The sequence below is a fragment of the Kribbella sp. NPDC056951 genome, from assembly GCF_042674205.1.
Taxonomy (GTDB): domain Bacteria; phylum Actinomycetota; class Actinomycetes; order Propionibacteriales; family Kribbellaceae; genus Kribbella; species Kribbella yunnanensis.
Map to the genome: position 1 here is coordinate 861,065 of NZ_JBHUQZ010000003.1, position 23,869 is coordinate 884,933.

At 67.8% G+C, this 23,869-nt stretch carries 30 protein-coding genes and 1 tRNA gene; 15 read left to right on the top strand and 16 right to left on the bottom strand.

Annotated features, from left to right (window positions below; translation table 11 throughout):
* The first annotated feature begins 38 nt into the window (after positions 1-38).
* Positions 39-1,220, top strand: a complete 1,182-nt coding sequence (locus ACFTSF_RS17100) for a sensor histidine kinase (RefSeq protein WP_380154652.1) — start codon at positions 39-41, stop codon at positions 1,218-1,220.
* Positions 1,221-1,224: 4 nt separating this feature from the next.
* Complete coding sequence (locus tag ACFTSF_RS17105; RefSeq protein WP_380154653.1) at positions 1,225-1,887, top strand: response regulator; 663 nt, start codon at positions 1,225-1,227, stop codon at positions 1,885-1,887.
* Positions 1,888-1,998: 111 nt separating this feature from the next.
* Here the strand turns inward: ACFTSF_RS17105 and ACFTSF_RS17110 are convergent, their stop codons facing one another.
* The gene (locus ACFTSF_RS17110) at positions 1,999-2,838 is read right to left on the bottom strand and encodes a hypothetical protein (protein ID WP_380154654.1); all 840 of its coding nucleotides are present in this window, start codon (positions 2,836-2,838) and stop codon (positions 1,999-2,001) included.
* Between the two features lie 431 nt (positions 2,839-3,269).
* Between ACFTSF_RS17110 and ACFTSF_RS17115 the strand changes: the two genes are divergently transcribed.
* From ACFTSF_RS17115 to ACFTSF_RS17125, 3 genes are read left to right on the top strand one after another with little or no spacing between them, the layout of a single operon-like run.
* Positions 3,270-3,815, top strand: coding sequence for a spermidine synthase (locus ACFTSF_RS17115; RefSeq protein WP_380154655.1), 546 nt, complete (start codon positions 3,270-3,272; stop codon positions 3,813-3,815).
* Between the two features lie 10 nt (positions 3,816-3,825).
* Positions 3,826-5,226 (top strand): class II fumarate hydratase, encoded by a 1,401-nt coding sequence (locus ACFTSF_RS17120; protein ID WP_380154656.1) that lies wholly within the window; start codon positions 3,826-3,828, stop codon positions 5,224-5,226.
* Positions 5,223-5,852, top strand: a complete 630-nt coding sequence (locus ACFTSF_RS17125) for a DUF402 domain-containing protein (RefSeq protein WP_380154657.1) — start codon at positions 5,223-5,225, stop codon at positions 5,850-5,852. The genes ACFTSF_RS17120 and ACFTSF_RS17125 overlap by 4 nt, the downstream gene beginning before the upstream one ends.
* Here ACFTSF_RS17125 and ACFTSF_RS17130 read toward each other — a convergent pair.
* Positions 5,849-6,349 carry a VOC family protein gene (locus tag ACFTSF_RS17130; RefSeq protein ID WP_380154658.1) on the bottom strand — a complete coding sequence of 167 codons (501 nt, stop codon included), beginning with the start codon at positions 6,347-6,349 and terminating at the stop codon, positions 5,849-5,851. The two genes, ACFTSF_RS17125 and ACFTSF_RS17130, sit on opposite strands and share 4 nt — an antisense overlap.
* Positions 6,350-6,816: 467 nt before the next feature.
* Positions 6,817-8,478 carry a fumarate hydratase gene (locus tag ACFTSF_RS17135; protein WP_380154659.1) on the bottom strand — a complete coding sequence of 554 codons (1,662 nt, stop codon included), beginning with the start codon at positions 8,476-8,478 and terminating at the stop codon, positions 6,817-6,819.
* 120 nt (positions 8,479-8,598) lie between these two features.
* On the opposite strand from ACFTSF_RS17135, the gene ACFTSF_RS17140 reads away from it, so the two are divergent.
* Positions 8,599-9,282: a DUF1707 domain-containing protein gene (locus ACFTSF_RS17140; protein ID WP_380154660.1), complete on the top strand. Its 684-nt coding sequence runs from the start codon at positions 8,599-8,601 to the stop codon at positions 9,280-9,282.
* An 84-nt stretch (positions 9,283-9,366) separates the two neighbouring features.
* On the opposite strand, the gene ACFTSF_RS17145 is transcribed toward ACFTSF_RS17140, so the two are convergent.
* Genes ACFTSF_RS17145 through ACFTSF_RS17165 form a run of 5 tightly spaced genes read right to left on the bottom strand, consistent with a single transcriptional unit; the run spans position 9,367 to position 12,727 of the window.
* Positions 9,367-9,855 (bottom strand): hypothetical protein, encoded by a 489-nt coding sequence (locus tag ACFTSF_RS17145; RefSeq protein ID WP_380154661.1) that lies wholly within the window; start codon positions 9,853-9,855, stop codon positions 9,367-9,369.
* Positions 9,852-10,337 carry a hypothetical protein gene (locus ACFTSF_RS17150; protein WP_380154662.1) on the bottom strand — a complete coding sequence of 162 codons (486 nt, stop codon included), beginning with the start codon at positions 10,335-10,337 and terminating at the stop codon, positions 9,852-9,854. The genes ACFTSF_RS17145 and ACFTSF_RS17150 overlap by 4 nt, the downstream gene beginning before the upstream one ends.
* Complete coding sequence (locus ACFTSF_RS17155) at positions 10,321-10,836, bottom strand: hypothetical protein (RefSeq protein WP_380154663.1); 516 nt, start codon at positions 10,834-10,836, stop codon at positions 10,321-10,323. The genes ACFTSF_RS17150 and ACFTSF_RS17155 overlap by 17 nt, the downstream gene beginning before the upstream one ends.
* Positions 10,820-11,335: a hypothetical protein gene (locus tag ACFTSF_RS17160; RefSeq protein WP_380154664.1), complete on the bottom strand. Its 516-nt coding sequence runs from the start codon at positions 11,333-11,335 to the stop codon at positions 10,820-10,822. The genes ACFTSF_RS17155 and ACFTSF_RS17160 overlap by 17 nt, the downstream gene beginning before the upstream one ends.
* Before the next feature lie 60 nt (positions 11,336-11,395).
* Positions 11,396-12,727 carry a 2-isopropylmalate synthase gene (locus tag ACFTSF_RS17165; protein ID WP_380154835.1) on the bottom strand — a complete coding sequence of 444 codons (1,332 nt, stop codon included), beginning with the start codon at positions 12,725-12,727 and terminating at the stop codon, positions 11,396-11,398.
* Between the two features lie 84 nt (positions 12,728-12,811).
* Here ACFTSF_RS17165 and ACFTSF_RS17170 point away from each other — a divergent pair, with 84 nt between their 5' ends.
* Positions 12,812-13,480 carry a FadR/GntR family transcriptional regulator gene (locus tag ACFTSF_RS17170; protein ID WP_380154665.1) on the top strand — a complete coding sequence of 223 codons (669 nt, stop codon included), beginning with the start codon at positions 12,812-12,814 and terminating at the stop codon, positions 13,478-13,480.
* Here the strand turns inward: ACFTSF_RS17170 and ACFTSF_RS17175 are convergent.
* From ACFTSF_RS17175 to glpX, 3 genes are read right to left on the bottom strand one after another with little or no spacing between them, the layout of a single operon-like run.
* Positions 13,477-13,947 (bottom strand): hypothetical protein, encoded by a 471-nt coding sequence (locus ACFTSF_RS17175; protein WP_380154666.1) that lies wholly within the window; start codon positions 13,945-13,947, stop codon positions 13,477-13,479. The two genes, ACFTSF_RS17170 and ACFTSF_RS17175, sit on opposite strands and share 4 nt — an antisense overlap.
* Positions 13,947-14,894, bottom strand: a complete 948-nt coding sequence (locus ACFTSF_RS17180) for a carbohydrate kinase (protein WP_380154667.1) — start codon at positions 14,892-14,894, stop codon at positions 13,947-13,949. Before ACFTSF_RS17180 ends, ACFTSF_RS17175 begins: the two co-directional genes overlap by 1 nt.
* Positions 14,891-15,925: a class II fructose-bisphosphatase gene (glpX, locus tag ACFTSF_RS17185; RefSeq protein ID WP_380154668.1), complete on the bottom strand. Its 1,035-nt coding sequence runs from the start codon at positions 15,923-15,925 to the stop codon at positions 14,891-14,893. Before glpX ends, ACFTSF_RS17180 begins: the two co-directional genes overlap by 4 nt.
* 60 nt (positions 15,926-15,985) lie before the next feature.
* Between glpX and ACFTSF_RS17190 the strand changes: the two genes are divergently transcribed.
* Together ACFTSF_RS17190 and ACFTSF_RS17195 are read left to right on the top strand one after the other, a co-directional pair.
* Positions 15,986-16,588, top strand: coding sequence for a DUF4245 domain-containing protein (locus ACFTSF_RS17190; protein WP_380154669.1), 603 nt, complete (start codon positions 15,986-15,988; stop codon positions 16,586-16,588).
* 133 nt (positions 16,589-16,721) lie between these two features.
* The gene (locus tag ACFTSF_RS17195) at positions 16,722-17,360 is read left to right on the top strand and encodes an NTP transferase domain-containing protein (protein ID WP_380154670.1); all 639 of its coding nucleotides are present in this window, start codon (positions 16,722-16,724) and stop codon (positions 17,358-17,360) included.
* A 151-nt stretch (positions 17,361-17,511) separates the two neighbouring features.
* On the opposite strand, the gene ACFTSF_RS17200 is transcribed toward ACFTSF_RS17195, so the two are convergent.
* Positions 17,512-17,832 (bottom strand): DMT family transporter, encoded by a 321-nt coding sequence (locus tag ACFTSF_RS17200; protein ID WP_380154671.1) that lies wholly within the window; start codon positions 17,830-17,832, stop codon positions 17,512-17,514.
* Complete coding sequence (locus ACFTSF_RS17205) at positions 17,832-18,431, bottom strand: flavodoxin family protein (protein ID WP_380154672.1); 600 nt, start codon at positions 18,429-18,431, stop codon at positions 17,832-17,834. Before ACFTSF_RS17205 ends, ACFTSF_RS17200 begins: the two co-directional genes overlap by 1 nt.
* A 38-nt stretch (positions 18,432-18,469) precedes the next feature.
* Between ACFTSF_RS17205 and ACFTSF_RS17210 the strand changes: the two genes are divergently transcribed.
* Complete coding sequence (locus ACFTSF_RS17210; RefSeq protein ID WP_380154673.1) at positions 18,470-19,096, top strand: TetR/AcrR family transcriptional regulator; 627 nt, start codon at positions 18,470-18,472, stop codon at positions 19,094-19,096.
* Between the two features lie 2 nt (positions 19,097-19,098).
* Here the strand turns inward: ACFTSF_RS17210 and ACFTSF_RS17215 are convergent, their stop codons facing one another.
* The 3 genes from ACFTSF_RS17215 to ACFTSF_RS17225 are packed head-to-tail and all read right to left on the bottom strand — an operon-like array spanning position 19,099 to position 21,121.
* Positions 19,099-19,314: an exodeoxyribonuclease VII small subunit gene (locus tag ACFTSF_RS17215; protein WP_344151580.1), complete on the bottom strand. Its 216-nt coding sequence runs from the start codon at positions 19,312-19,314 to the stop codon at positions 19,099-19,101.
* Positions 19,311-20,531 (bottom strand): exodeoxyribonuclease VII large subunit, encoded by a 1,221-nt coding sequence (gene xseA / locus ACFTSF_RS17220; RefSeq protein ID WP_380154674.1) that lies wholly within the window; start codon positions 20,529-20,531, stop codon positions 19,311-19,313. Before xseA ends, ACFTSF_RS17215 begins: the two co-directional genes overlap by 4 nt.
* 44 nt (positions 20,532-20,575) lie before the next feature.
* A complete protein-coding gene (locus tag ACFTSF_RS17225) occupies positions 20,576-21,121 on the bottom strand; it encodes a TetR/AcrR family transcriptional regulator (protein WP_380154675.1) in 546 nt (181 codons plus the stop codon).
* Between the two features lie 40 nt (positions 21,122-21,161).
* Between ACFTSF_RS17225 and ACFTSF_RS17230 the strand changes: the two genes are divergently transcribed.
* From ACFTSF_RS17230 to ACFTSF_RS17250, 5 genes are all read left to right on the top strand, one after another.
* Positions 21,162-21,755 (top strand): dihydrofolate reductase family protein, encoded by a 594-nt coding sequence (locus tag ACFTSF_RS17230; protein ID WP_380154676.1) that lies wholly within the window; start codon positions 21,162-21,164, stop codon positions 21,753-21,755.
* 3 nt (positions 21,756-21,758) lie between these two features.
* Positions 21,759-22,247: an HAD domain-containing protein gene (locus ACFTSF_RS17235; protein ID WP_380154836.1), complete on the top strand. Its 489-nt coding sequence runs from the start codon at positions 21,759-21,761 to the stop codon at positions 22,245-22,247.
* Positions 22,248-22,327: 80 nt separating this feature from the next.
* A tRNA-Met gene (locus ACFTSF_RS17240) sits at positions 22,328-22,401 on the top strand.
* Positions 22,402-22,411: 10 nt separating this feature from the next.
* Entirely contained in the window at positions 22,412-22,798 is a 387-nt protein-coding gene (locus ACFTSF_RS17245; protein WP_380154677.1) for a hypothetical protein, read from the top strand.
* Positions 22,799-22,813: 15 nt separating this feature from the next.
* Positions 22,814-23,854 (top strand): 4-hydroxy-3-methylbut-2-enyl diphosphate reductase, encoded by a 1,041-nt coding sequence (locus ACFTSF_RS17250; RefSeq protein WP_380154678.1) that lies wholly within the window; start codon positions 22,814-22,816, stop codon positions 23,852-23,854.
* Positions 23,855-23,869 lie beyond the last annotated feature (15 nt).

A 23,869-nucleotide genomic window follows, 5' to 3' on the forward strand; every position in this document is an offset into this window, starting at 1 on the left:
TGCGGCGGTTGCGCGGGGAACGGGATACCGTCGGTCGAGTGATCCTCGCGGCGCTCATCGAACCCGGGTCGCCGGCCGCGCCCGGCTACGACCGGCTGACCCCGCGGGACCGGGTCGTGGACGTCGCCGCTGTGGTCGTGGGGTTCCTGCTCAGTCTGCTGTCGGTCGGTGCCGCCGAGCCGCCGCCGCGGTTCGGGCCGGTGCCGTACTGGCTGAGCCTCGGGCTGGCGATCGCCGGCGCGCTGGCGCTCCTGCTCCGGCGACGCTGGCCGGTGGGACTGGTCGTGGTGATGATCGTGGTGTCGACGACGGTTCCATCGGTCGGTGGTTCGGCCGGGATCGCGTTGTTCAGCGTCGCGGTGCATCGGCGGCCCGCGGTGAGCCTCTCGCTCGGTGCTGCGGCGATGGCGTCCTGCCTGGTGCAGTTCTGGCTGTACCCGCTCGCGGACACCCCGAATGCTTACCTGATCGCGGTCACGCTGACCGCGCTCGCCTGTCTCGCACTCGTTGCCTGGGGCATCGTCGTACGGACCCGGCGGCAGCTGATGGCGTCGCTGACCGAGCGGGCGGTTCGGGCCGAGAGTGAACAGCAGTTGCGCGTTGAGCAGGGCCAGCGGCAGGAGCGGGAACGGATCGCCCGGGAGATGCATGACGCGCTCGGGCATCGGTTGTCGTTGCTGAGCGTGCATGCCGGTGCCCTGGAGTTCCGGCCGGACATGCCCACCGACGAGCTGTCCCGGGCGGCCGGCGTGATCCGGACCAGCGCCCGCGACTGCGTCGAGGACCTCCGCGAGATCGTCGGCGTACTGCGGTCCCAGGACATGGACGGTCCCCGGCGTGGGATCGCCCAGCTGGACGAGCTGGTGGCGGAATCGCAGCAGGCTGGGATGGTGATCGATCTGACCGTCCGGGCCGAGCTGGCCGACGTACCGGACCCGATCGGCCGGCACGCCTACCGCATCGTCCAGGAGGGCCTCACCAACGCCCGCAAGCACGCCCCGCACCAGCGCGTCCGCCTGACGATCAGTGGTCAACCAGGAGCGGGGCTGACGGTCGAGCTGGCCAACCGCCTGGAGCCCGGAGCCGGCGGGCCGGGGTCGCGGGTGGGGCTGATCGGGCTCACCGAGCGTGCCACGTTGGCCGGTGGGCGGATCGAGTACGGGCCGACCGTCGACGGTGAGTTCCGGTTGGCGGCCTGGTTGCCGTGGACCCTACGATGACGCCGTGAGTTCTCCCGTCCGGCTGCTCCTGGTGGACGACGACCCGCTCGTCCGCGCGGGCCTGGCCAGCATGCTCGGCGGTACGCCGTCAGTGCGGCTCGTCGGTGCAGCCACCAACGGCCGCGAAGCAGTCGACGCAGTCCGCGACCTCACCCCCGACGTGGTCCTGATGGACATCGGCATGCCCGTCCTCGACGGCGTCGCCGCCACCACCGCCATCCGCAGCGAGGCGCCGGCCCCCGAGATCATCATCCTCACCACCTTCGGCTCCGACCACCACCTCGTCCGGGCCCTCCGCGCCGGCGCCGCCGGCTACCTCCTCAAGGATGCCGCCCCCACCGACATCCTGACCGCCATTCTCAAGGTCGCCGCCGGCGAATCCGTCCTCTCCCCGCAATCCACCCGCCAACTCATGACGCACGCCGCCGAATCCGACCCCCACACCCGCCGCACCGAAGCCCGCGCCGCCCTGGCCCACCTCACCGACCGCGAACGAGACGTCGTACAAGCCGTCGCCGAAGGCAAAACCAACGCGGAAATAGCCACCACCCTCCACCTGGGCGTAGCCACCGTGAAAACCCACCTCGCCAACGCCCTCACCAAGCTCCACCTCACCAACCGGGTGCAGCTCGCCTTGCTGGCCCACGACGCGAACCTCCCTTCCTAACGTCCGACGATGCGGAGACCAGGCCTGCGGGTCCTTCGGACGTTACGGAGGAACCGTCGCTAACGTCCGAGGATGCGGAGACCGAGTCTGCGGGTCTTTCGGACGTTGTGCTCAGCCGGGCCAGCCGGCGGAGCGGAGGAGACGCGCGACCTGGGAGAGATAGTGGTCGGGTGCGACGCGGAGGCCGATGACGGGGATGCGAAGCACCCTCGAGTGGTCGATGGTGAGTTCGTTCTGGCGGCTCGCATCGGACATTGCCTGGTCAGCCTCCAGGTGATGAACACCCTCGATCTCGACCACTGCGTCGTACCGGGTCCAATCCGAGTCGAGGTACCAGGTGCCGTCGGGCCCGCGTCGCCGGGTTTGCCGGTCCGGTTCCGGGAGGCCGAACTCCCGGCAGAGACGAGCGAAGTCGAGCTCGCCGATCGATTGTGCGCCGGTCGACAGATCGGCCAGGACCGCCATGATGAGCCGGCGCCGGCGATCTCGCCGTACGGTCTGGAAGGCTTCGGCGATGGCCTCGGCCGTGGTCAGCCGTTGCTGGACGGTCATTGCCAGTAGCGTCGCAGCCTGCCGGTCCGAGCGTGCCCACAATGCTGCCCTGACGGCGGCGACCGGTGGACGGGTGCGCGGTATCCCGGTTCCGACAAGGTCGGTCGGCTGACGGCGTCGGGTCTCGTGGACGATCACACCGGGCGGCCGCCGAGGATGCCAGGACTTCGGTGTCGACACATGCAGTACGTCGGTGAATCCGCGCAAGCCTTCCGCACACAAGGCCGTCGAGCCATCCAGGGCAGCACCGCCGCCGACCTCGAAGATCGCCGACCACCACACTGCCGGTGCAGTCAGCGGTCCGGTGTAGGTCGCGATGGTCTGCGAGCCGTGCCGGGCCCAGCGCTCCGCGCGCAATTCGGCGGTGACCTCCCACCGCGGCGTTCCAATCGCAGCCAACTGGAGGCGCGAAACAACACCGTCCTGTGCCGAGGCGATCTGCCCTAGAGGCTGGGCCCACCATCGGCGCCGCGACCTCCGCGCACACTCCCCGCACTGCCCACACCGCACCGCGCCAACGCATCTCGCTGCATCACTCACCGCAAGAAGATGCCGCGAACCCGCCCTCGCCGTGTGCACGTCTTCCTCGCTGTGGATAACCCCTGTCGATAACGTCCGACGATGCGGAGACCAGGCCTGCGGGTCCTTCGGACGTTGCGGAGGAGTCGTGGCTAACGTCCGACGATGCGGAGACCAAGCCTGACGGTCTTTCGGACGTTGGGGATGATGTGGGGGTGGAGATTGCGCGGGCGGTTAGTGAGCGTGGGGAGTTGGTACTGCGGCGGCGGGGGGATCGGGCGTTGGAGTTGCGGGTCAATGGGGTGTTTGTGATGGATGACGTGGAGACGTCGAGTGAGGAGTTGCTGGCGTCGGTGGCGTTGGCGGCGGTACGGCGGCCTGAGCGGGTGCTGGTGGGTGGGCTGGGACTCGGGTACACGGTGCGGGCGTTGTTGCGTGATGTTCGTCTCGGTGCGGTGGTGGTGGCGGAGATCGAGCCGGAACTGGTGGGGTGGATGCGGGGTGGTCTGGTGCCGTCGGTGCTGGACGATCCGCGGGTGTCGGTCGAGGTGGGGGACGTGCGGGCGGTGATCGCGGGGGCGGCCCAGGCGTCGTACGACGCGATTCTGCTGGATGTGGACAATGGGCCGGACTTCCTTGTGTACAACGAGAATTCGGCCATCTACGAGTCGTCGTTCCTGGGGGTGTGCCGGGAGCGGTTGCGGGCCGGCGGAGTGCTGACGGTGTGGTCGTCGTCGGAGTCGCCGGCGTTGGCGGAGGCGGTGGAAGTGGTCTTCGGGGCGTGCCAGGTGACGCCGGTGCCGGTGTTGCTGCAGGGGCGGGAGGAGCTCTACTACGTCTATCAGGGCGCGACGTAGGCTGACTGGTATGGGTGAGAACGTGGAATACCGGATCGAGCACGACACCATGGGCGAGGTCAAAGTCCCCAAGGACGCGTTGTGGCGGGCGCAGACCCAGCGCGCGGTGGAGAACTTCCCGATCTCCGGCCGGCCGCTGGCCCCGGAGCTGGTGCACGCGCTCGCGCAGATCAAGGCGTCGGCGGCCGTCGTGAACGCCGAGCTCGGGGTGCTGGATCCGGAGCGGGCGGCCGCGATCGTGGCTGCGGCTGATCAGGTGGCTTCGGGGGAGTACGACGCGGAGTTCCCGATCGACGTGTTCCAGACCGGCTCCGGTACGTCGACCAATATGAACGTGAACGAGGTTCTCGCGACGCTGGCGACCCAGGCCGGTGTCGACGTGCACCCGAACGACCACGTCAACGCGTCGCAGTCGAGTAACGACACCTTCCCGTCTGCCATCCACGTGGCGGCGACGGCCGGGGTTGTCCACGAGCTGCTGCCGGCGCTCGACGTACTGGTGGAGTCGCTGTCGCGGAAGGGTGTTGAGTTCGCCGAGGTGGTGAAGTCGGGGCGCACGCACCTGATGGACGCGACGCCGGTGACGCTTGGGCAGGAGTTCAACGGATACGCCCAGCAGGTACGGCGGGGTGCCGAGCGAGTGCGGTCGTCGCTGCCGCGTGTGGCTGAGCTCCCGTTGGGTGGGACCGCGGTGGGGACCGGGATCAACACTCCACCTGGGTTCGCGGCTGCGGTGATTGTGGAGTTGAACCGGCGGACCGGGCTGTCGTTGACCGAGGCTGCGGATCACTTCGAGGCGCAGGGTGCTCGCGACGGGCTCGTGGAATTGTCGGGGCAGCTGAAGACGATCGCGGTCAGCCTCACCAAGATCTGCAACGACCTGCGCTGGATGGGTTCCGGACCGCGTGCCGGGCTCGGTGAGATCGCGCTGCCGGACCTGCAGCCGGGATCGAGCATCATGCCGGGCAAGGTGAACCCGGTGATCTGCGAGGCCACGCTGATGGTCGCCGCCCAGGTGATCGGCAACGACACCACGATCACCGTGGCCGGTGCCGGCGGCAACTTCGAGCTGAACGTGATGCTGCCGGTGATCGCGCGCAACCTGCTCGAGTCGATCACCCTGCTCAGCAACGCCTCCCGCCTGCTCGCCGAGCGCTGCGTCGACGGCATCACCGCCAACGTGTCGCATGCTCGAGCGCTCGCTGAGTCGTCGCCGTCGATCGTGACGCCGCTGAACCGCTACATCGGCTACGAGAACGCGGCCGCGGTCGCGAAGAGTGCTTTGAAGCAGGGCAAGACGATCCGCGAGGTCGTCATCGAGAACGGGCATGTCGCGCAGGGCGATCTGACGGAAGAGCAGTTGGACGCGGCCCTCGACGTACTGTCCATGACCCGCCCGGCCGAGTCGTGACCTACTGGAGCCCGGGCACCACGATCGAGTGGATCTACGCCAACGACCACGACAAGCCCACCGTGCGTCCGATGACGGTCGTCCGCGACGACGCGGACGGACTGGTCGCGTGGCTCGCGCCGGGTACCCCGCTGCTGAAGACGGTGTTGCGCGACGGCCGTGAGCTCCGGCATGCCGGTCCGGTCGGGATGTTCACCGAGCCCCGTGTCCTGAAGCGCGACATCTGGCACGGCACCGGCATCCTCAAGGTCGCACCCGCCGGGAAACCCTGGTCAGTCTGGTACTTCTGGGGCTCCGACGGCGGTTTCCGCGGCTGGTACGTGAACCTCGAGGACCCGCATACGCGGGATTACGACGCCCGCCGTACGACGACCCAGGATCACGTCCTCGACCTCTGGATCACGCCGGACCGCGAGATCCACTGGAAAGACGAGGACGAACTGGAAGGCGCCGTACAGGCTGGCCGCTTCACCCAATCCCGAGCCGACGAGATCACCGCGACGGCCCACCAAGCCGTCGCCGACATCGAGTCCTGGACGCACCCGTTCTGCGACGAATGGGAGTCGTGGACCCCGCCGGCCCATTGGCCCCTCCCACCGGCCCCGGACCTGATCAGAGCCGGCTAACCGCGGGCCCGGCTGCGCATTTCGTCGACGAATGTGTCGACGGCGATCTTCATCTTGGCCAGTTCCTCCGGGTCCTTGAACACGTCCGCGAGATCAGCCGGGTCGACCTCATGTACCGGAGTCTGCAGCCACCAGATGTTCCCCAGCGGATCCGTGATCCGGCACCCCCGGTCCCCGCTGATCCGCGACTCCATCATCGGAGTAAGCAGGCTTGCCCCTGCCTTTAGCGCCCTGTCGAGCACCGCATCCACGTCGTCGACGTAAACACTCAGAAACGCCGGCGTGTCCGGCCAATCCGGCTGCGCGTCGAACGTCATCACCACCGACCCGCCAACGGTGATCTCCGCATGCCCGATGGTCCCGTCCTCATTCGGCACATCGAAGGATCGCTTGACCTCGAACGTCTCCTCCACAAAATCCAGAAACCGAGCCGCCCCCTTAACCACCACGTACGGAGTAACTGCCGCCTTACCACCAGGAAACTGTGTCGTCGTCATGCCTCAATCCTCCCGCCAGTAGAGGCCAATAAATGTCCTCTACTGGAACCAGACGCTGCGGCGGGGGTCAGCGGGTGAAGGCGGACCGCCCCCACTCATCAACCCCCAGAAACCGCCCACCCAGCCACCCCGCCGAGCGTGCGAGCCGAGCGCCCGAAGAAGTTAGTGAGTGGTGGCGGTCCGGGGCCGGTAGGGTCGAGCTGCTCGGTCTCGTCAACCGGAGGTGCTGCGTGAGGCCGGATGCTCTGTTGCTGACCGGTGGTGGCGGTGCCGGCAAAACGACCATCGCCCAGGCGATCGCCGGCCGACTGAGCACCTCAGGCCGGACAACCGCGATTGCCGGGGTGGGATCTGCAGGCGGCACTCGACGATGCGGCGATGCACGAGCCGGTGGAGGACTTCGCCGTACGGAACGACGGAACCCCGGCTGCGACGGCGGCCGGGGTTCTTGAGCGGCTTGGCTGGGGTTAGCGGGGGCGGGTGGTCAAGGGGACCGGCTTGCGGGTGTCGGTGAAGAAGTCGTTGCCTTTGTCGTCTACTACTACGAAGGCGGGGAAGTCTTCGACCTGGATCTTCCAGATGGCTTCCATGCCGAGTTCGGCGTACTCGATCACCTCGACGGACTTGATGCAGTCCTGGGCGAGGCGGGCGGCGGGGCCGCCGATGGAGCCTAGGTAGAAGCCGCCGTGTTGCTTGCAGGCTTCGGTGACCTTGGCGGAACGGTTGCCCTTGGCAAGCATGACGTAGGATCCGCCGGCGGCCTGGAACTGGTCGACGTACGCGTCCATCCGGCCGGCGGTGGTTGGGCCGAAGGAGCCGGAGGCGTAGCCCTCGGGGGTTTTGGCGGGGCCTGCGTAGTAGACCGCGTGGTCACGAAGGTACGACGGCATCGGCTCGCCGGCGTCCAGGCGCTCCTTGATCTTGGCGTGGGCGATGTCGCGGGCGACCACGAGCGGTCCGGACAACGACAGGCGCGTCTTCACGGGGAGCTTCGACAGCTCCTCGCGGATCTCCGACATAGGCCGGTTCAGATCGATCCGTACGACGTCGCTGTCGTCCGACAGGTGCTCATCAGTCGTGTCCGGCAGGAAGCGGGCCGGGTCGCGTTCCAGCTGCTCGAGGAACACACCTTCCGGGGTGATCTTCGCGCGGGCCTGGCGGTCGGCTGAGCAGGAGACGGCGATCGCGACCGGGCAGGACGCGCCGTGCCGGGGGAGGCGGATCACGCGGACGTCGTGGCAGAAGTACTTGCCGCCGAACTGCGCGCCGATCCCGAAGTCCTGGGTGAGCTTGAAGACCTCCTCCTCCAGCTCCAGATCGCGGAACCCGTGCCCCACCGCCGAACCGGTCGTCGGCAACCCGTCCAGGTAATGCGCCGACGCGTACTTCGCCGTCTTCAACGCGAACTCGGCCGAGGTCCCGCCGACCACGATTGCCAGGTGGTAGGGCGGACAGGCCGCCGTACCGAGGGATCGGATCTTCTCGTCCAGGAACTTCATCATCCCGGCCGGGTTCAGCACGGCCTTCGTCTCCTGGAACAGGAACGACTTGTTCGCCGACCCGCCACCCTTGGCCATGAACAGGAACTTGTACGCCGGATCGCCGCCGGCAGGTGTCGAGTACAGCTCGATCTGCGCGGGCAGGTTGGAGCCGGTGTTCTTCTCGTCCCACATGGTCAGCGGGGCCATCTGCGAATACCGCAGGTTCAGCTTCGTGTAGGCGTCGTACACGCCCCGGCTGATCCACTCCTCGTCGACCACACCGGTCAGGACGCCCTCGGACTTCTTGCCCATCACGATCGCCGTACCGGTGTCCTGGCACATTGGCAGCACCCCGCCGGCCGAGATGTTGGCGTTCTTCAGCAGGTCGAGCGCGACGAACCGGTCGTTCCCCGAGGCCTCCGGGTCGTCGATGATCCGCCGCAGCTGCGCCAGGTGCGCGGTCCGCAGGTAGTGCGAGATGTCGTGCATCGCCTCGGCGGTCAGCATCCGCAGTACGTCGGGCTCGATCTGAAGGAACGTGCGGTCGCCCGCCGTGAACGTGCTGACACCTTCGGTGCTCAGCAGCCGGTACTCCGTGTCGTCAGGTCCTGACGGGAGCAGATCGGAGTACGTGAAGTCGGCGGACACCGGCAGACCTCCATGGACAGTGGACTGGACTGATCCAGCCTAATCTCAGGGCTGGGATCAGGGGCCGGTAGGGGAGGTTTCGGAGCGCGGAGGGCCCGTCGCGCGCGTAAGGTTTTGCTCGTGGCACAGGATGAGGTTCCCCAGGACAATCGACCGCAGGACGCCGTACCGGCGCCGGTGGATCCGGCGCTCCGCCGACGGGTGTCCGACCTCGAACGCGAACAGGTCGCCGACGTCCTCCGCGACGCCGCGGGCGAAGGCCGGCTGTCCTACTCCGAGCTCGAGGAGCGACTCGAGACGCTCTACGCCTCCAAGACGTACGGCGAACTCGTCCCCCTCACCGCCGACCTCCCGAACGGCCTCCACCAGCCCGCCGCGGCCCCGCAGCCAGTCCAGTACTCCCCGGGAACCGTCGTACAGGATGGCCCAGCCATCAACGTCTTCCTCTCCGACACCAAACGCCTCGGCAACTGGGTAGCCCCCCAGCGCCAAGAGGTGCACGCGGTCCTGGGCGACGTCACCCTCGACTACACCGAGGCCCAGATCCCCTTCGACGAGATCTACGTCGACATCCGCTGCATCCTCGCCGATGTCAAGATCCGCGTCCCCGCCGACGCCGTCGTCCACCTCGACTCCAACCCCATCCTCGGCGCCGTCTCCGAACAAGCCGCCACCCTGTTGCCGGCCCCCGACCCCAACACCCCCCACCGCCCCAAAACCTTCCACATCCGCGGCACCGCCATCCTCGGCGACATCAAAATCAAACGAGGCCCCCGCCTCACCAAACGCCTCGGCCTCACCTGACCGCTCCCTCGCGCTGCTCGAGCGGATTGCCCAGGCGTTTGAGGCTCGGCTTGTCGTTCGGTTCGACGTGGGGGACTCGGCCGCCTAGGGGATGCGGCGTTCGGTGTGGAGGTGGTTGAGCCAGGCGGCTAAGGAGGGGAGGTCGTCGACGTTGTCGCGGGGGATCTCGAGGTCGTCGTCGTCGCCGTCTTCGTTGGTGAAGTGGATCGGGAGGTGGTTGCTGAAGAAGGAGGTGACCGGGGCGCCGATGGTGGTGATGGCGGTCCAGGGGGTGGAGTCGTCGCCGAGGCGGATGCCGGTGGTGTCGACGGTCAGGACGGGGGTGCCGCGGAGGATCTGGGCTGTGGTGGAGACGGCACCACTCACCAGGAGCGCGACGATGCATGCTCGGATGTAGAACCAGGTGCCGCGGGTGTCGAATTCGTCGGTGATTCCGATCGCCGCGACGATCACGACGACCCACGAGAGCAGCACCTGGCGGGTGAAGAGGGATCGGCGGCGGCGCGGGAAGACCACACGGCCGGTACGGCGGTATTCGGCGTCCCAGTGTTCGGGGCCGGCGTCTCCCGTCACCATGGCGAGGGTCCGGAGCCGCGGTGGGATTCCTGCAGGTGGAGGAGCCAGGCGCGAGCCATGGCGAGGTCGCGGACGTTGTCGCGCGGGATGAAGAGACGTTTGCGGGGAACGTCGGAGCGGACTCGCAGGCCGCTGGACGAGGCGGAGAAGTCGAGTGTGGTGATGGTCGACCAGGTGAGCAGCTTGCGGCCCTTGCGGATGCCTTCGGCATTGACGACCAACGTCGGGCGACGGGTAGCCAACTGCCAAAGGCAGTAGGCAAGGACCGTCGTGGCCAACGCGAGGAGCAGCCAGTCGACCACCCACCAAGCGACATCCTGATCACTGGTCGCCATGCTGGCCGCCTGGAGCAGCGTCAGCGCGCCAATGAGAACCACCCGCAGAACCGCAGGAAACCGCCGTACCGGAAAGACAACCTCGCCCGTACGGCGGTACTCCGCGTCCCAGACGTCAACCGTCAGATCACCCGTGCTCGGCATGCGAGTCTCCCTCGGTCGTACGGCGGTGAGGCCGGAGGTCGTTCAGCCAGGCGGACAAGGCGGTGAGGTCGCGGACGTTGTCCTGGAGGATGCGAATCTCCTTGGCCCACACATCCGCGGGAAGCACCGGCAGTGAGCGCAGGATCGTCGGCCCGGTGGGAATCCCGGCCGTGCCGACCGCGTCCCACGGCATGAGCTTGCGCCCAGTGCGAATGCCTTCGGTGTCGACGACCACGATCGGCCGCCGAGTCACCAATTGCCAGGTGATGCCGCCGAGGATGAGCGCATACCCAGCCAGGCCGCAGACCTCGAAGATCCGCCCAACCGTGGACTCGTCCGCGAACCCGACGATCGCGTTCACATTCACCGGTGCGAGCAACAGCAGCAGGACAGCCGCACGCAACGCCGCAGGTCGCCGCCGCAGTGGGAACTCCACCCGCCCGCCCCGCTCAAACTCCGCGGTCCACTCAGCCGGCCCCAGCTCACCCATGGTCGGCATGGGCGTCTCCCTCGGCGGTACGGCGGTTGTCGCGGAGTGCGTTGAGCCAGTGGGTGAAGGCGTCGAGGTCTTGGATGGTTGCGTGCGAGACGCGGATCTCCTTCAGTGGACCGTCGACCGGCTTGAGGGCGACGTACCGGAAGCCGCGCGGACCGGCCGGGAGTCGCGCCATCGCGAAGTCCGCCCACGGGATCGACCGACGACCCAGCCGAACACCCTCGGCATCGACAACCAGGGCCGGTTTACGCGTGACCACCTGCCAGCTGACACCGCCGAATCCGACCAGGAACCCAACGATGCCGAACCCGCTCAACACCTTCGCAAAGACGACCGCGTCCCCGAACATCGTCGCCGACAAGACGACGACCGGAACCAGAAACAGAAACAGCGGCATCGTCCGAACGCCAAAAGCCAGTCGCCGCAAAGGAAACTCGACCCGCCCAGTCCGTTCGTACACCGCGGTCCAGTCCGCCGGCGGCAGTTCACCCAACGTCGTCATTCCCCCCACCCCTCCCCAGGAAGCGCAACTCTAGTGCACGAAGGGGACACTGGCGGGTGGTCAGTTCGACCGGTAGACCTCGTCGTACAAGGCCTTCAGTTCCGTCGCGGTTGCTTCTCGACCGGTCGAATCGGTACGGCGTTGGACGTGGCGGGCGAAATCCACCTGCTGTGAAGGCGACAGTTGGACGCCGTACGACGTCTCGAGGACGTGCGCGATTCCGCCCTTGCCGGACTGGCTGTTCACCCGTACGACGGCCTCGTAGCCGCGACCGACATCGGCCGGGTCGATCGGCAGGTACGGCACCTCCCACAGTCCGTCGCCCTGGGCCGCGAACCCCTTGCGGATCGCGTCCTGGTGGGTCCCGGAGAAGGCCGTGTAGACGAGTTCGCCGACGTACGGGTGCCGTGGGTGGATCGGCATTCGGGTGCAGAATTCGACCGTCTCGCGGATCCCGTCGATGTCGGAGAAGTCGATCATCGGGTCGACGCCTTGTGCGTGCAGGTTGAGGGCCAGGGTTGCGATGTCGACGTTGCCGGTGCGTTCGCCGTTGCCGAAGATGCAGCCCTCGACGCGCTGCGCGCCGGCCAGTACGGCGAGTTCCGCGCACGCGATCCCGGTCCCGCGGTCGTTGTGCGGGTGGACCGAGAGGATCACCCCGTCTCGCCGGGGGAGGTTCTGGTGCATGTACTCGATCTGGTCGGCGTACACATTCGGAGTCGCCGCCTCGACCGTCGCCGGCAAGTTGAGAATCACCGGCCGCTCCGCAGAAGCGTCCCAGACCTTCGTCACCTGATCGGCGAGCTCCAGGATGTAGTCCGGCTCAGTCAGGTTGAACACCTCAGGCGAGAACTGGAACCGCACCGATTCCCCACCCAGCCGCAGCACCTGCTCGGCGCCAGCCTGGATCATCGCCGCCAACTCGTCCCGCGATCGACGCAGTACGACGTCCCGCCAGGTCGGCGCAGTCGCGGCATACATGTGTACGACGACCTGCCCGCGAATCCCCTGAATGGACTCGATCGTGCGCGCAATCAAGTCCGGTCGAGCCGGTGTGAACACGACCACCGTGACATCGGATGGGACTAGATCGGTCGTCGCCAGAAGCCGGACGAAGTCGAAGTCGGTCTGTGAGGCGGACGGGTACCCGACCTCGATCTCTTTGTAGCCGATGGCAACCATCAGCTCGAAGAAGCGGCGTTTCCGCTCGGGGTCCATCGGTTCGGCCAAAGCCTGGTTGCCGTCCCGCAGGTCGACCGGGACCCACAGCGGAGCGGCGGTGATCCGCTGGTCCGGCCAGGTGCGGTCGGGCGGCAGGACAGGGATTCGGGAGTAGATGTCGCGGTAGCGGTGGCTCGGCATCGGGGAGGGGAGCTGACGGTTCCAGTGCATCACCCGAATCACGCTAACCCGATTCAACTCCTCAGACAAGCTGATAACCTGAGAAGCAGTTCGGAACCCCCTAGACTGAGCCGCATGATTCGCCGTCACCCCTTGGCCGAGCAGGCCGCCGAAGAGCTGCTGCGCCGGATCGGCAGCGGCGAATGGGCGCTCGGCGCGAAGCTGCCGGGTGAGACGACGTTGGCCGCGCAGCTCGGTGTCGGCCGGTCGACGATTCGAGAGGCGGTCCGCGAGCTGGCCGGCCGCCGGGTGTTGGAGAGCCGGCAGGGTGCGGGCGTGTTCGTGATCGGCCACCAGGCCGCGGAGGACTGGGACCAGGTGCTTCGCCGGGCCGACATCACCGACGTACTGGAAGGGCGGATCGCAATCGAGACCGAGGCCGCCCGGCTCGCCGCGGAACGCCGTACCCCGGCCGATCTGAAGAGCTTCCGCTACACGCTGAAGGACCGGCTCGACGCGTCGGTGAAATCACCTGATGACTGGTACGTCGAGGCCGATCTCGCCTTCCATCGGGCCCTGGTCACCGCGGCCCACAACACCGTGCTGGCCGAGCTGTTCGACGCGTTCGTGCCCCGGATCCGCACCACGATGCTCGACATGCTGAAGCTCGACGACCAGCACCGGCATCGCCACGACCAAGCCGCTCACGTCGCGATCGCGGACGCCGTACGGGATCGCGATCCCGAGCTCTCCGCCGCGCGCTGCCGCGAACACCTGACCGCGGTCCGCAGCAGCGTGGTCTAGTTCGTGTAGCGCGTCTGGACCGAGCGCAGCCAGTGCGCGAAGGCGTCGAGCTCCTCGACGTTGTCGAGCGAGATACGCAACGGCCTGGTACGACGGTCGACCGGGCGCACCTGGATTGTCCGGGCGCCGGTGAAGCCGGTGGGCTCGTCGATCTGCGCGATCCCGGACCAGGCGAGGCTGCGGCCGCGGGTGACGCCGTCGGCATCGATCGTGACGACCGGCCGGTTCGCGATCAGCTGCCAGAGCGTCAGGCCGGTCCCGTAGATGAACGCGGCCAGTGCGGTCAGGCGCAGTACGCCGATGGTTCCGGAGATGCCGTCGGTGCGCAGGTGGTCCAGGTTCGTCGCGGCGGACGCGAGCATCAGCAGGCCGAACGCGGTCAGTCGCAGGTAGAGGCGGCCGCGGCGCGGTGGGAACACCACCCGGCCGTCCTCGTCCAGCTGGGTGTTCCAGACATCTGCGGGCATCAGGCTCCCCAGGTCGCCGTGTGCTCGGCCGCGGTCGGCGGGTCGGCGCCATGCCGGGTGCAGGTGATCGCGGCCGCCTTCACGGCGTAGTCGACCACGCTCTGCAGGCTCTGCGACGTGAGCCCGGCCAAGCGAGTCGCACCGAGCAGGTCGTGGCTGGCCAGCCCGGCGATCAGGGCGGCCATGAACGAGTCACCCGCACCGACCGTGTCGACCACATCGATCTTCGGCGCGGTCACGTCGATCCGCCCCTCCCGGCTGATGCCGAGCGCACCCTCGCCGCCCCGCGTGATCACGACACACTGGGTCCGCGGCGCGCTCAGCAGCTCGACCGCGATCGACTCGGGCGACTGCCCGGGCCGCAGGAACTCGCAGTCCTCGTCACTCAGCTTCACCAAGTCCGACAGCGCAGCCAGCTCCCGTACGGCGGCCCACGTGGACACCGGGTCCGGAGTGATCGTCGGGCGCGCGTTCGGGTCGAGCGTCACCGTGACCGGCTGGTCCTCGAGCGTCTTCAGGAAATCGCGGATCGCCGAGGAACCCGGCTCGAGCACAGTCGCGATCGACCCGGTGTGCACCGCGGGACAACCACGCGACAGCGACAACGCCGGCGGCTCCCACGTGATGTCGAACTGGTACGACGCAACTCCGGCCGCGTCGAGCGTCGCAGTCGCCGTACTGGTCCGGAACCCGGGCTCGACCGAGCCAGGCGACAACTGGACGCCGTTCCCGAACAGGTGCGCACCGAGCTGATCGCCGTACGGGTCGGTCCCGAACCGCGTCACCAGCTCAGTCGGTACGCCGAGCCTCGCCAGACCGACCGCCACATTCGCCGGGGACCCACCGGGCGTCGCCTTCGGCTTCCCGTTCCCGTTCCGCGTGGTCTTCGGCCCAGAACTGACGATGTCCACCAATGCCTCGCCGATTACGAGGAGAGGTGCACTCATCTTGCGTGCTCGAAGTCGATGGCGGAGTACGCGCGGAGCTTGGCCAGTTGGTGGACGCTCTCGATGGTGCGGATCGTGCCGCTGCGGGAGCGCATCACCAGGGAGTGTGTGCGTGCAGTCGAGCGGCCGTAACGGACACCGCGTAGCAGCTCACCGTCGGTGATACCGGTGGCGACGAAGAAGCAGTCGTCGCCGCTGACCAGGTCGTCGGTGTCGAGGACGCGGTCGAGGTCGTGACCGGCGTCGATCGCCTTCTGGCGTTCGTCGTCATCGGTCGGCCAGAGCCGGCCCTGGATCTTGCCGCCCAGACACTTCATCGCGCAGGCCGCGATGATGCCCTCCGGCGTACCGCCGATGCCGAGCAGCATGTCCAGACCGGTGTCCGGCCGGGCCGCCTCGAGCGCACCGGCCACATCGCCGTCGCTGATGAACTTGATCCGCGCACCGGTCGCCCGGATCTGCGTGGCCAGCTCCTCGTGCCGCGGCCGGTCCAGCAGTACGACGGTGACGTCGTCGACCGTGGACCCCTTGGCCTTCGCGACCCGGCGGATGTTCTCCGCGACCGGGAGCCGGATGTCGACCACCTCGGCCGCCTCCGGGCCGACGACCAGCTTCTCCATGTAGAACACCGCGGACGGGTCGTACATCGAGTTGCGCGCCGACACCGCCATCACCGCGATGCCGTTGTTCATGCCCTTCGCGACGAGCGTCGTACCGTCGACCGGATCGACCGCGACGTCACACTCCGGGCCGTCGCCGGCGCCGACACGCTCTCCGTTGTAGAGCATCGGGGCGTTGTCCTTCTCGCCCTCGCCGATCACCACCGTGCCGTTCATCCCGACCGTGCCGATCAGGGTGCGCATCGCATTGACTGCCGCACCGTCGGCGCCGTTCTTGTCACCGCGGCCGACCCACCGGCCGGCCGCCATCGCCGCCGCTTCGGTGACCCGGACCAGCTCGAGCGCGAGGTTGCGGTCAGGCGCATGCGCCTCGACCTCCAGATGGGCAGGCGGAGTCGTCGAGTCGCTCATGCCACGGATGGTAGCCAACTGGGTGATCGGACCTCTTAGCCAGGATGCGACACTCGTGTCATGAGTTCGACTGGTCAGGGTGAGGCAGAGGCGCGGGAGAAGGCCCGGGCGCGCGCGGAGGCAATCGCATACCGCGAGCAGAACGCGAAGGACCGGGCGAAGGCGCGGACGCTGCCGAACATGGTCTGGGCGCTGCTGGCCTGCTTCATCGTGGTCGCGTTCCTGATGATCGTCACCTGGCGGCCGAAGGAGGAGAAGGTTCGCGCGGTCGAGTACAGCGCCCAGCTGGAAGACGCCCGCAAGGCCGCTTCGTGGGTCCGCGGTCCGTCGCCGATGCCGGGTGGCTGGCAGGCGACGAGTGTCGAGTTCCGTGCGCCGGAGCAGGCGCCGATGACGTGGCACCTCGGTGTCATCACGGACGCGAAGAAGTACGTGGGACTGGAGCAGTCCAACGTGGCCGGGACGAAGTACCAGTCCGACGAGCTCGGCCGGACCGCCGACGACGGTACGGCGACGGTCGGCGGAGTCACCTGGCAGCGCAAGGTGCTGCTGGATCGCAAGGACGAGAACGCCTTGGTGCTGGTCGGTTCCGGCGTCACCACGATCGTCACCGGGAACGCCGGGTACCCGGCCCTCGAAACGTTTGCTGCAACGCTGCGCTGATCGTGTACTGACCAGTTTCCGGACGCTGATTGACAGGGTTGCCGGGACCGAGGTTCCATCAAGACTTCGGCTTGCCACTCGGGGACAGCGCTGAGGAGTCCCGACGTGTCCCGGTTGCGGAGTTGATCCGCCGATGTTCGTCACGGGGTTACTGCTGGCCGCCGAGGGTTCCCCGCATCTCGGCGTACCGTGGCAGTCGCTGGCCTACAACGGCGAGACCCTGCTCGGATCCACCCTCGACACCGCCCGCGAGTGCGGTTTCGACCAGCTGATCGTCACCCTCGGTACGGCGTCCGAGCAGATCCACGACCGGATCGACTTCGACGGCGTCCGGGTCGTCGTATCCCCGCACGCCGACACCGGCAGCTCGTCGATCGTCCCCGCCCTCGACGCGGTCGACCGCCGTACCGACGGCATCGTCGTCCTGCTCGGCGACCAGCCCGGCATCACGTCGGCCGCCGTCTGGTCCCTGGTCGCCGAAGTCGCCGGCCCCTCCACACCCCTCGGCATCAGCCACTACGACGACGGCCCCGGCTACCCCGTTTGGTGCGCCCGCGAACTTTTCGGCGGCCTCCGCCAACTCCGCTCCGACGACGACCTCTGGCAACTCGCCGACCACCACCCGGTCACCCAAGTAGATGCCATAGGCAACATCCCGCCCCGGATCCGCACCTGGCCCGACTACCACCGAACCCTCGGCCACCCCGCCCCCGACGACCCCCCGCACACCTCCCTGACCGCCCGCCCCCGCCGCCGCCGAACCACCCACTGACCCCACCGCCCGTACGACGTTGAGCACCGCTCGACCGTCTCCGCGCGCGAAATGTGGTCGATGAGCACTCAAAGTGCCGCCCGCCCGTCACGTTGAGCACGGCTCGACCGTGCCGGCGGGCGACGTGTGGTTGATGGGTGCTCAAAGTGGGCTACTCGGCGCTGGCGAGGCGGAGGCCGATGACGCCGGCGACGATGAGGGCGATGCAGGCCAGGCGGGTGGGGGTGAGTTGTTCGTTGAAGAGGACGATGCCGAGGGTGACGACTCCGACCGAACCTAGGCCGGTCCAGATCGCGTAGGCGGTGCCGATCGGGAGGCGGTCGAGGGTTCGGCCGAGAAGGTAGACCGAGGTGATGCCGAAGATAAGGACGCCGAGGGTCGGCCACAGGCGGGTGAAACCTTCGCTGGGTTTCATGCTCAAGGCGAACGCGATCTCGAACGCGGCGGCTGCGAGCAGGATGAGCCAGGCCATCAGGCGGCCTGGGCTCCGCGCAGGTGGCGCTGGGTGACGGTGGCTACGCGCGCGCCCAGGGCATGCGCGGTACGGAGGTCGGTGGCCGGCGGCGCCTTCTCGGCCGACAGGTCGGCGTCGGACTGGGCCATCGCGCCGAGCCAACTGCCGAGGCGGTTCAGGTCCTCGATGCTGGCGGTGCTCTCGGCCCAACCGGGGTAGATGTCCAGGCCGACCCAGATCATCCCGTGCTGTGCGGCGAACACCGCGAAGTCGACCAGGCTGTTGAGCTTGTCGCCCGACATCGCCTTCGAGTTGGTGAACCCGGCGGCGATCTTGTCCCGCCAACCGAGGTCCGCGCCCCAGACCTTCGCGCTCGCCTCGGCGAACGCCTTGAAGACCGCGCTCGGACTCCCCATGTACGTCGGTGCGCCGAACACGATCGCATCAGCCGCAGCCAGCGTGGCCCAGACGTCGTCGGTCAGTTCGTCGAGCGCGACCAGTTCCGCGGTGGTACCAGGGACCGACAGCGCACCCGCCGCAACTGCCTCGGCCTGCTTCGCGGTGTGCCCGTACCCGGAGTGGTAAGCGATCGCGATCCGGGCGGTGGGATGGTTCATCTTTCCTCCAAGGGCTCTAGCGGACTACAGTCCGTCTCATGGACGACAGTAGCGGACCGCAGTCCGTTTCACAACGAGAGCTCCCGGTCGTCGGCACCCCACGCCCCGAACGGGCGGATGCCCGGCGCAACCGCCTCCGCGTACTGGAGGCGGCGGAACGGCTGTTCACCGAGCACGGCGTGAAGAACGTGTCACTCGACGCGATCGCCGCCGAAGCAGGCGTCGGCAAAGGCACCGTCTTCCGCCGCTTCGGCGACCGAGCCGGCCTGGCCGTCGCCCTACTGGACGAACGCGAACAAGAACTCCAGGCCAAGATCCTGACCGGCCCACCGCCACTAGGCCCGGGTGCTCCCGCGGTCGACCGCGTGGTCGCGTTCCTGACGGCGTACCTGGATCTCCTCGACCGTCACGTCGAGCTCTTCATGGACAGCGAAAACGCCTCAGACGGCGCCCGCTACCGCATCGGCTCCTACAACCTCTGGCACCGCCACCTGGCCCACCTGGTCGAACAGTCCAGTCCCGACCTCGACGCCGACCACACCGCCCACGTCCTCCTGGCCCCCCTGGCCGCCGACCTCCACCAATCCCTCCGCGCCCGCGGCTTCTCCCTTGACCGCCTCAAAACAGGCTCAGAAGCAATAGCTAGAGCCCTACTGACAACCTGACGTCACTTGGTCTTTTCTTCGGTGGCTTCTTGGGCCTTGGTGAGGCGTTCGCGGGCGCCTTCGAGCCAGGACTGGCAGGTGGTGGCGAGGGATTCGCCGCGCTCCCAGAGGGCGAGGGACTCCTCGAGGGTGGTGCCGCCGGCTTCGAGTTTGCGGACGACCTCGACGAGCTCCTCGCGCGCCTGCTCGTAAGAAATCTCAGGTCGTTCGGCTGTCACTTCTTCTCCTCGGGCTGGACTTCTACGGCGAATCGGCCGTCGGTGACTCGGGCTTGCAGTACGTCGCCGGCCGCGACCTGCGCCAGCTCTCGGACTGCTGTGCCGTCGGCTAGTTGGAGGACGGAGTAACCGCGCTCCAAAGTCGCCTTGGGGGACAGGGCTCGGACGCTCGCCAGTCGGTGGGCGATGTCGTCGGCGGCGCGGTCGAGGCGGTGGGTGAGAGTACGGCGGCTGCGGTCGACCAGCGCGGTGATTTCGTCCGAGCGCCGCTGGATTCCGGAGACCGGGGCGGCCAAGGCCGGGCGGCTGCGGATCGCGGCCAGGGCGTGCGCCTCGCGGTCCAGCCAACTGGTGATCGCGCGTAGACCGCGGTCGCGGAGCAGGCGGACGCCGTCCAGCTCCTCACGCACGTCGGGGACGATTCGCTTCGCGGCATCCGTCGGGGTGGACGCGCGGAGGTCGGCGACCAGGTCGAGCAATGGGGAGTCCGGTTCGTGGCCGATCGCGCTCACGATCGGGGTCCGTGCCTGGGAGACCGCGCGGATCAAGCCCTCGTCGGAGAACGGCAGCAGGTCCTCCAGCGAACCACCGCCGCGGGCGATCACGATCACCTCGACCGACTCGTCGCCGTCCAGCTTCCGCAGCGCCTGCATGACTTCACCGGCCGCGGCCGGGCCCTGAACCGACGCGTACTCGATCCGGAACGCGACCGCCGGCCAGCGCCGCTTCGCGTTCTCCAGTACGTCGCGCTCCGCGGCCGAATCCCGCCCGCAGATCAGCCCAATCGTGTGCGGCAGGAACGGCAGCCGCTTCTTGCGGTGTGCAGCGAACAAACCCTCGGCCGCCAGCAACTGCTTGAGTCGCTCGATCCGCGCGAGTAGCTCACCGATCCCGACATGCCTGATCTCGCTCACCGCGAGCGCGAGCGTGCCACGGCGGGCGAAGAAGTTCGGCTTGGCGTTGACGACCACCCGCGACCCGTCCGTCACCGGCGGATCCACCGCCTCGAACACCCGTCGATTACAGGTGAACCGCAACGAGATGTCCGCGTCGGTGTCCCGCAGCGTGCCGAACACAGTCGTCGTACCACGTCCGATCGACACGTCCGTCAGCTGTCCCTCGACCCAGACCGCGCCGAGCTGATTGATCCAGCTCGCAATGCCGTTCGCAATCGTGCGAACGGCTGCAGGCGCATCCGGGGAGGTCTCCAAAGCCACCCCCAGACCCTACGACCCCGCACCGACAAACCCCCGCACGCACCTCACTCCGGCGTGGAGACAACCTGCGCGATCACCTTCGCCAGCAACCCGTCCGGGAGTACGCCAGGGAGTGTCAGCTGCTCGAGCATGAACCCGCCGATCATCAGATAGAGCAGCAGCGGATCCCCCGGCAGCCCGTGCTCGCGATGCAACCGGATGTTCTCGTCGAGGTTCGCGCGAACCCGCTCGGACAGCGCGGTCTGCAGCGCGGGCCGCCGCGTCGCCTCGAGCCGCAGTTCCAGCAGGGCCAAGTACCCGCTCCGATCCGCGGCCAGCCGCCGCTGCAGCAGCTCGACCAGCGCGGTCAGGAACTCCGTCGACGCAGGTTCGTCCAGGTCGCGAGGGTCCGGACCGAGCCGGTCGTGCACGCGCAGGCCGGCTTGCAGCAGGAGCTCATCACGGTTCGCGAAGTAGTTGGACGCCGTCCCGGCCGGTACGGCGGCCGCCACGTCGACCGACCGGAATGTCAGCCCCCGCGCCCCCTCCGCCGCGAGCACCTCGATCGCGGCATCGGTGAGCTGGATCCGCCGCTCGGGATTGGTGCGCATGGATGTTCTCCTCTCAGACCACTATGAGTATAGTGGTCTGATGCGCGAACTGACCTACTTCATCGCTTCCAGCCTCGACGGATTCGTCGCCGACCCCGGCGGTGGCGACCCGACCGACCTCAGCCCCGGCGGCTTCTTCCTGGCCCAGGGCGACCACTCGGTACCGCTGATGACCGCCTACCCCGAAACCCTCCCCGGCGCAGTCCGTGAAGCCCTCGGTATCGACGCGGAGAACCGGGTGTTCGACACCGTCCTGATGGGCCGCAAGACCTGGGAACTCGGCCGCGACCTCGGCCACACCAACAGCTACCCCCGCCTGCGAAACATCGTCTTCACCCAAACGCTCCCCGAAAGCCCCGACCCAACGGTCGAGTTCGTCGCCACCGACCCGGTCCAGCGAGTCCAAGACCTCAAACGAGAAGACGGACTCTGCCTCTGGCTATGCGGTGGCGGCGGCCTGGCCGAAAGCCTCTGGCCCGAGATCGACCGCCTGGTCATCAAGGTCAACCCCGTCCTGATCGGCACCGGCGTCAAACTGTTCACCACCGACAACTTCGCCGTACGCCGCCTCAACCTCCAAGCCCACCAGGTCTACGAAAGCGGCATAGCCGTCCTCACCTACACGAAGGCCTGAGCCATCCGCCCCTACCTACTCCTCGACTTCGACGGCCCGCTGAACCCGCACGCCGCCGAGCCCCCACCCGGCTACGTGCGGCACGAGATCACCGAGGGGGCGAAGTCTTGGGTTGTGCACCTCAATCCGCAGCACGGGGTGGAGTTGCGTGCGTTGGCTGCGACTTTCGACCTGGTGTGGGCCAGTAGTTGGGAGCACGGAGCCAACCGACTGCTGTCGCCACTCCTGGGTCTACCGCAGTTGCCGACCATCCTTTGGCCGGACCGTACGCCGGTACTGCGTGGCTCGTGGAAGACGCCGTACGTCGCGGAGTGGGTGGGCGATCGCTCGTTCGTCTGGGTTGATGACGGGGTGGGCGCGGTGGATGTGGCGTACTTCCCGGCGGATCACCAGGTGGTGTGGCCGGTGGACGGTCAGACCGGTCTCACCCCGGACGACTTCGCGGCGATCCGTAAATCCTTTGCGGGTAAAGGGGATTCGGCGCATTCTTGAGGGGAAGAACACCTCCCGGGGGAGCCGTCCGGACAGGGCGGACGGCTCCTCGACGTACTGGATGTTGCTGTGGGCAACTAGCCAGGGTGGCGCAGTTGGTCAGCGCGCACCCCTCATAAGGGTGAGGTCGCCGGTTCGAACCCGGCCCCTGGTACAACAAGGCTGTGAACGAGGGATATGCGCGGCTGTACGCGCCACTGGCTGTGGTTGCGATGGTGTTGTCGTTCCAGCCGATCCTGCCGGCCGATGAGTACGGGACGGTGTGGGAGATGGCCGGGCGTGGGTCGGGGAACCCGGCGGGGTTCGGGGCGTTCCTGATGGGTGGGCTGATCTTGCTGCTCGGGTACGCGAGTTTCCGGCCGCCGACGACCGCGCCGGTTCCGGCGGCGATCGCCGTACTGGCGGGGGTGATCGCCGTGATGCTGCTCACAAGGCCGGGGACCGAGAGTCCGCGTCCTGGGCTCACTTCGTTCGGGGATGCCGCCGTCGCAGTCGCGATTTGCACCTGTTTGCTCGCGGTTTCGCAGTTGGTGCGGCTCCGGAGGCGATGATTCGCGCCCCGTACCATGGGGTTCGTGACTGCCCAGCCTGAAGACACTGGTACGACGACCGCCGTGGCGACGAAGCGGGTGCTGCTGGCCGCTCCTCGGGGGTACTGCGCCGGCGTGGACCGGGCGGTCGTGGCGGTCGAGAAGGCGCTCGACCTGTACGGCGCGCCGGTCTACGTGCGGAAGGAGATCGTCCACAACAAGTATGTCGTGGAGACCTTGACCGACCGCGGTGCGATCTTCGTCGACGAGACCGACGAGGTGCCCGAGGGGCAGACCGTGATCTTCTCCGCCCACGGGGTCTCCCCGGTGGTGCATGCGGAGGCCGCCGCGCGGCAACTGAAGACGATTGACGCGACCTGCCCGCTGGTGACGAAGGTGCATCACGAGGCGAAGCGGTTCGCCGCGACTGACTTCGACATCCTGCTGATCGGGCACGAGGGTCACGAAGAGGTCGTCGGGACCAGCGGTGAGGCGCCGGAGCACACCACGATCGTGGACGGGCCGGACGACGTACCGAACGTCACCGTGCGGGACCCGGAGAAGGTTGTCTGGCTGTCGCAGACCACGCTGTCGGTCGACGAGACGATGGAGACGGTGCGGCGGTTGCGGGAGAAGTTCCCGCTGCTGCAGGACCCGCCGAGTGACGACATCTGCTACGCCACCCAGAACCGTCAGGTCGCGGTCAAGAAGATGGCGCCCGAGGTCGACCTGATGCTGGTCGTCGGCTCCCGCAACTCGTCGAACTCGGTCCGCCTGGTCGAGGTCGCTCTCGAGTACGGCGCCAAGGCCGGTCACCTGGTCGACTACGCCGCCGAGATCGACGAGAAGTGGCTCGACGGGGTCGAGTCGGTCGGTCTGAGCAGTGGCGCGAGTGTTCCGGAGATCCTGGTCCGCGACGTACTGCGCTGGCTCGCCGAGCGTGGTTACGCCGACGTCCAGGAGATCACCACGGCCGAGGAGAGCCTCACCTTCGCCCTGCCGCGCGACCTGCGGGCAGACCTGAAGGCGGCCGGACGCCCGACCACCGGCACGTCCGACCACGCCTGGACCCTCTAACCGATCCTCACTTGC

Bases quoted from the DNA above. Each gene is read 5' to 3' on its own strand.
- ACFTSF_RS17115 (WP_380154655.1), top strand. From the start codon at position 3,270: ATGGATGACGTGGAGACGTCGAGTGAGGAGTTGCTGGCGTCGGTGGCG.
- ACFTSF_RS17120 (WP_380154656.1), top strand. From the start codon at position 3,826: ATGGGTGAGAACGTGGAATACCGGATCGAGCACGACACCATGGGCGAG.
- ACFTSF_RS17130 (WP_380154658.1), bottom strand. From the start codon at position 6,349: ATGACGACGACACAGTTTCCTGGTGGTAAGGCGGCAGTTACTCCGTAC.
- ACFTSF_RS17150 (WP_380154662.1), bottom strand. From the start codon at position 10,337: ATGCCGAGCACGGGTGATCTGACGGTTGACGTCTGGGACGCGGAGTAC.
- ACFTSF_RS17155 (WP_380154663.1), bottom strand. From the start codon at position 10,836: ATGCCGACCATGGGTGAGCTGGGGCCGGCTGAGTGGACCGCGGAGTTT.
- ACFTSF_RS17160 (WP_380154664.1), bottom strand. From the start codon at position 11,335: ATGACGACGTTGGGTGAACTGCCGCCGGCGGACTGGACCGCGGTGTAC.
- ACFTSF_RS17165 (WP_380154835.1), bottom strand. From the start codon at position 12,727: ATGCACTGGAACCGTCAGCTCCCCTCCCCGATGCCGAGCCACCGCTAC.
- ACFTSF_RS17170 (WP_380154665.1), top strand. From the start codon at position 12,812: ATGATTCGCCGTCACCCCTTGGCCGAGCAGGCCGCCGAAGAGCTGCTG.
- ACFTSF_RS17175 (WP_380154666.1), bottom strand. From the start codon at position 13,947: ATGCCCGCAGATGTCTGGAACACCCAGCTGGACGAGGACGGCCGGGTG.
- ACFTSF_RS17180 (WP_380154667.1), bottom strand. From the start codon at position 14,894: ATGAGTGCACCTCTCCTCGTAATCGGCGAGGCATTGGTGGACATCGTC.
- glpX (WP_380154668.1), bottom strand. From the start codon at position 15,925: ATGAGCGACTCGACGACTCCGCCTGCCCATCTGGAGGTCGAGGCGCAT.
- ACFTSF_RS17190 (WP_380154669.1), top strand. From the start codon at position 15,986: ATGAGTTCGACTGGTCAGGGTGAGGCAGAGGCGCGGGAGAAGGCCCGG.
- ACFTSF_RS17195 (WP_380154670.1), top strand. From the start codon at position 16,722: ATGTTCGTCACGGGGTTACTGCTGGCCGCCGAGGGTTCCCCGCATCTC.
- ACFTSF_RS17200 (WP_380154671.1), bottom strand. From the start codon at position 17,832: ATGGCCTGGCTCATCCTGCTCGCAGCCGCCGCGTTCGAGATCGCGTTC.
- ACFTSF_RS17205 (WP_380154672.1), bottom strand. From the start codon at position 18,431: ATGAACCATCCCACCGCCCGGATCGCGATCGCTTACCACTCCGGGTAC.
- ACFTSF_RS17210 (WP_380154673.1), top strand. From the start codon at position 18,470: ATGGACGACAGTAGCGGACCGCAGTCCGTTTCACAACGAGAGCTCCCG.
- ACFTSF_RS17225 (WP_380154675.1), bottom strand. From the start codon at position 21,121: ATGCGCACCAATCCCGAGCGGCGGATCCAGCTCACCGATGCCGCGATC.
- ACFTSF_RS17230 (WP_380154676.1), top strand. From the start codon at position 21,162: ATGCGCGAACTGACCTACTTCATCGCTTCCAGCCTCGACGGATTCGTC.
- ACFTSF_RS17250 (WP_380154678.1), top strand. From the start codon at position 22,814: ATGGGGTTCGTGACTGCCCAGCCTGAAGACACTGGTACGACGACCGCC.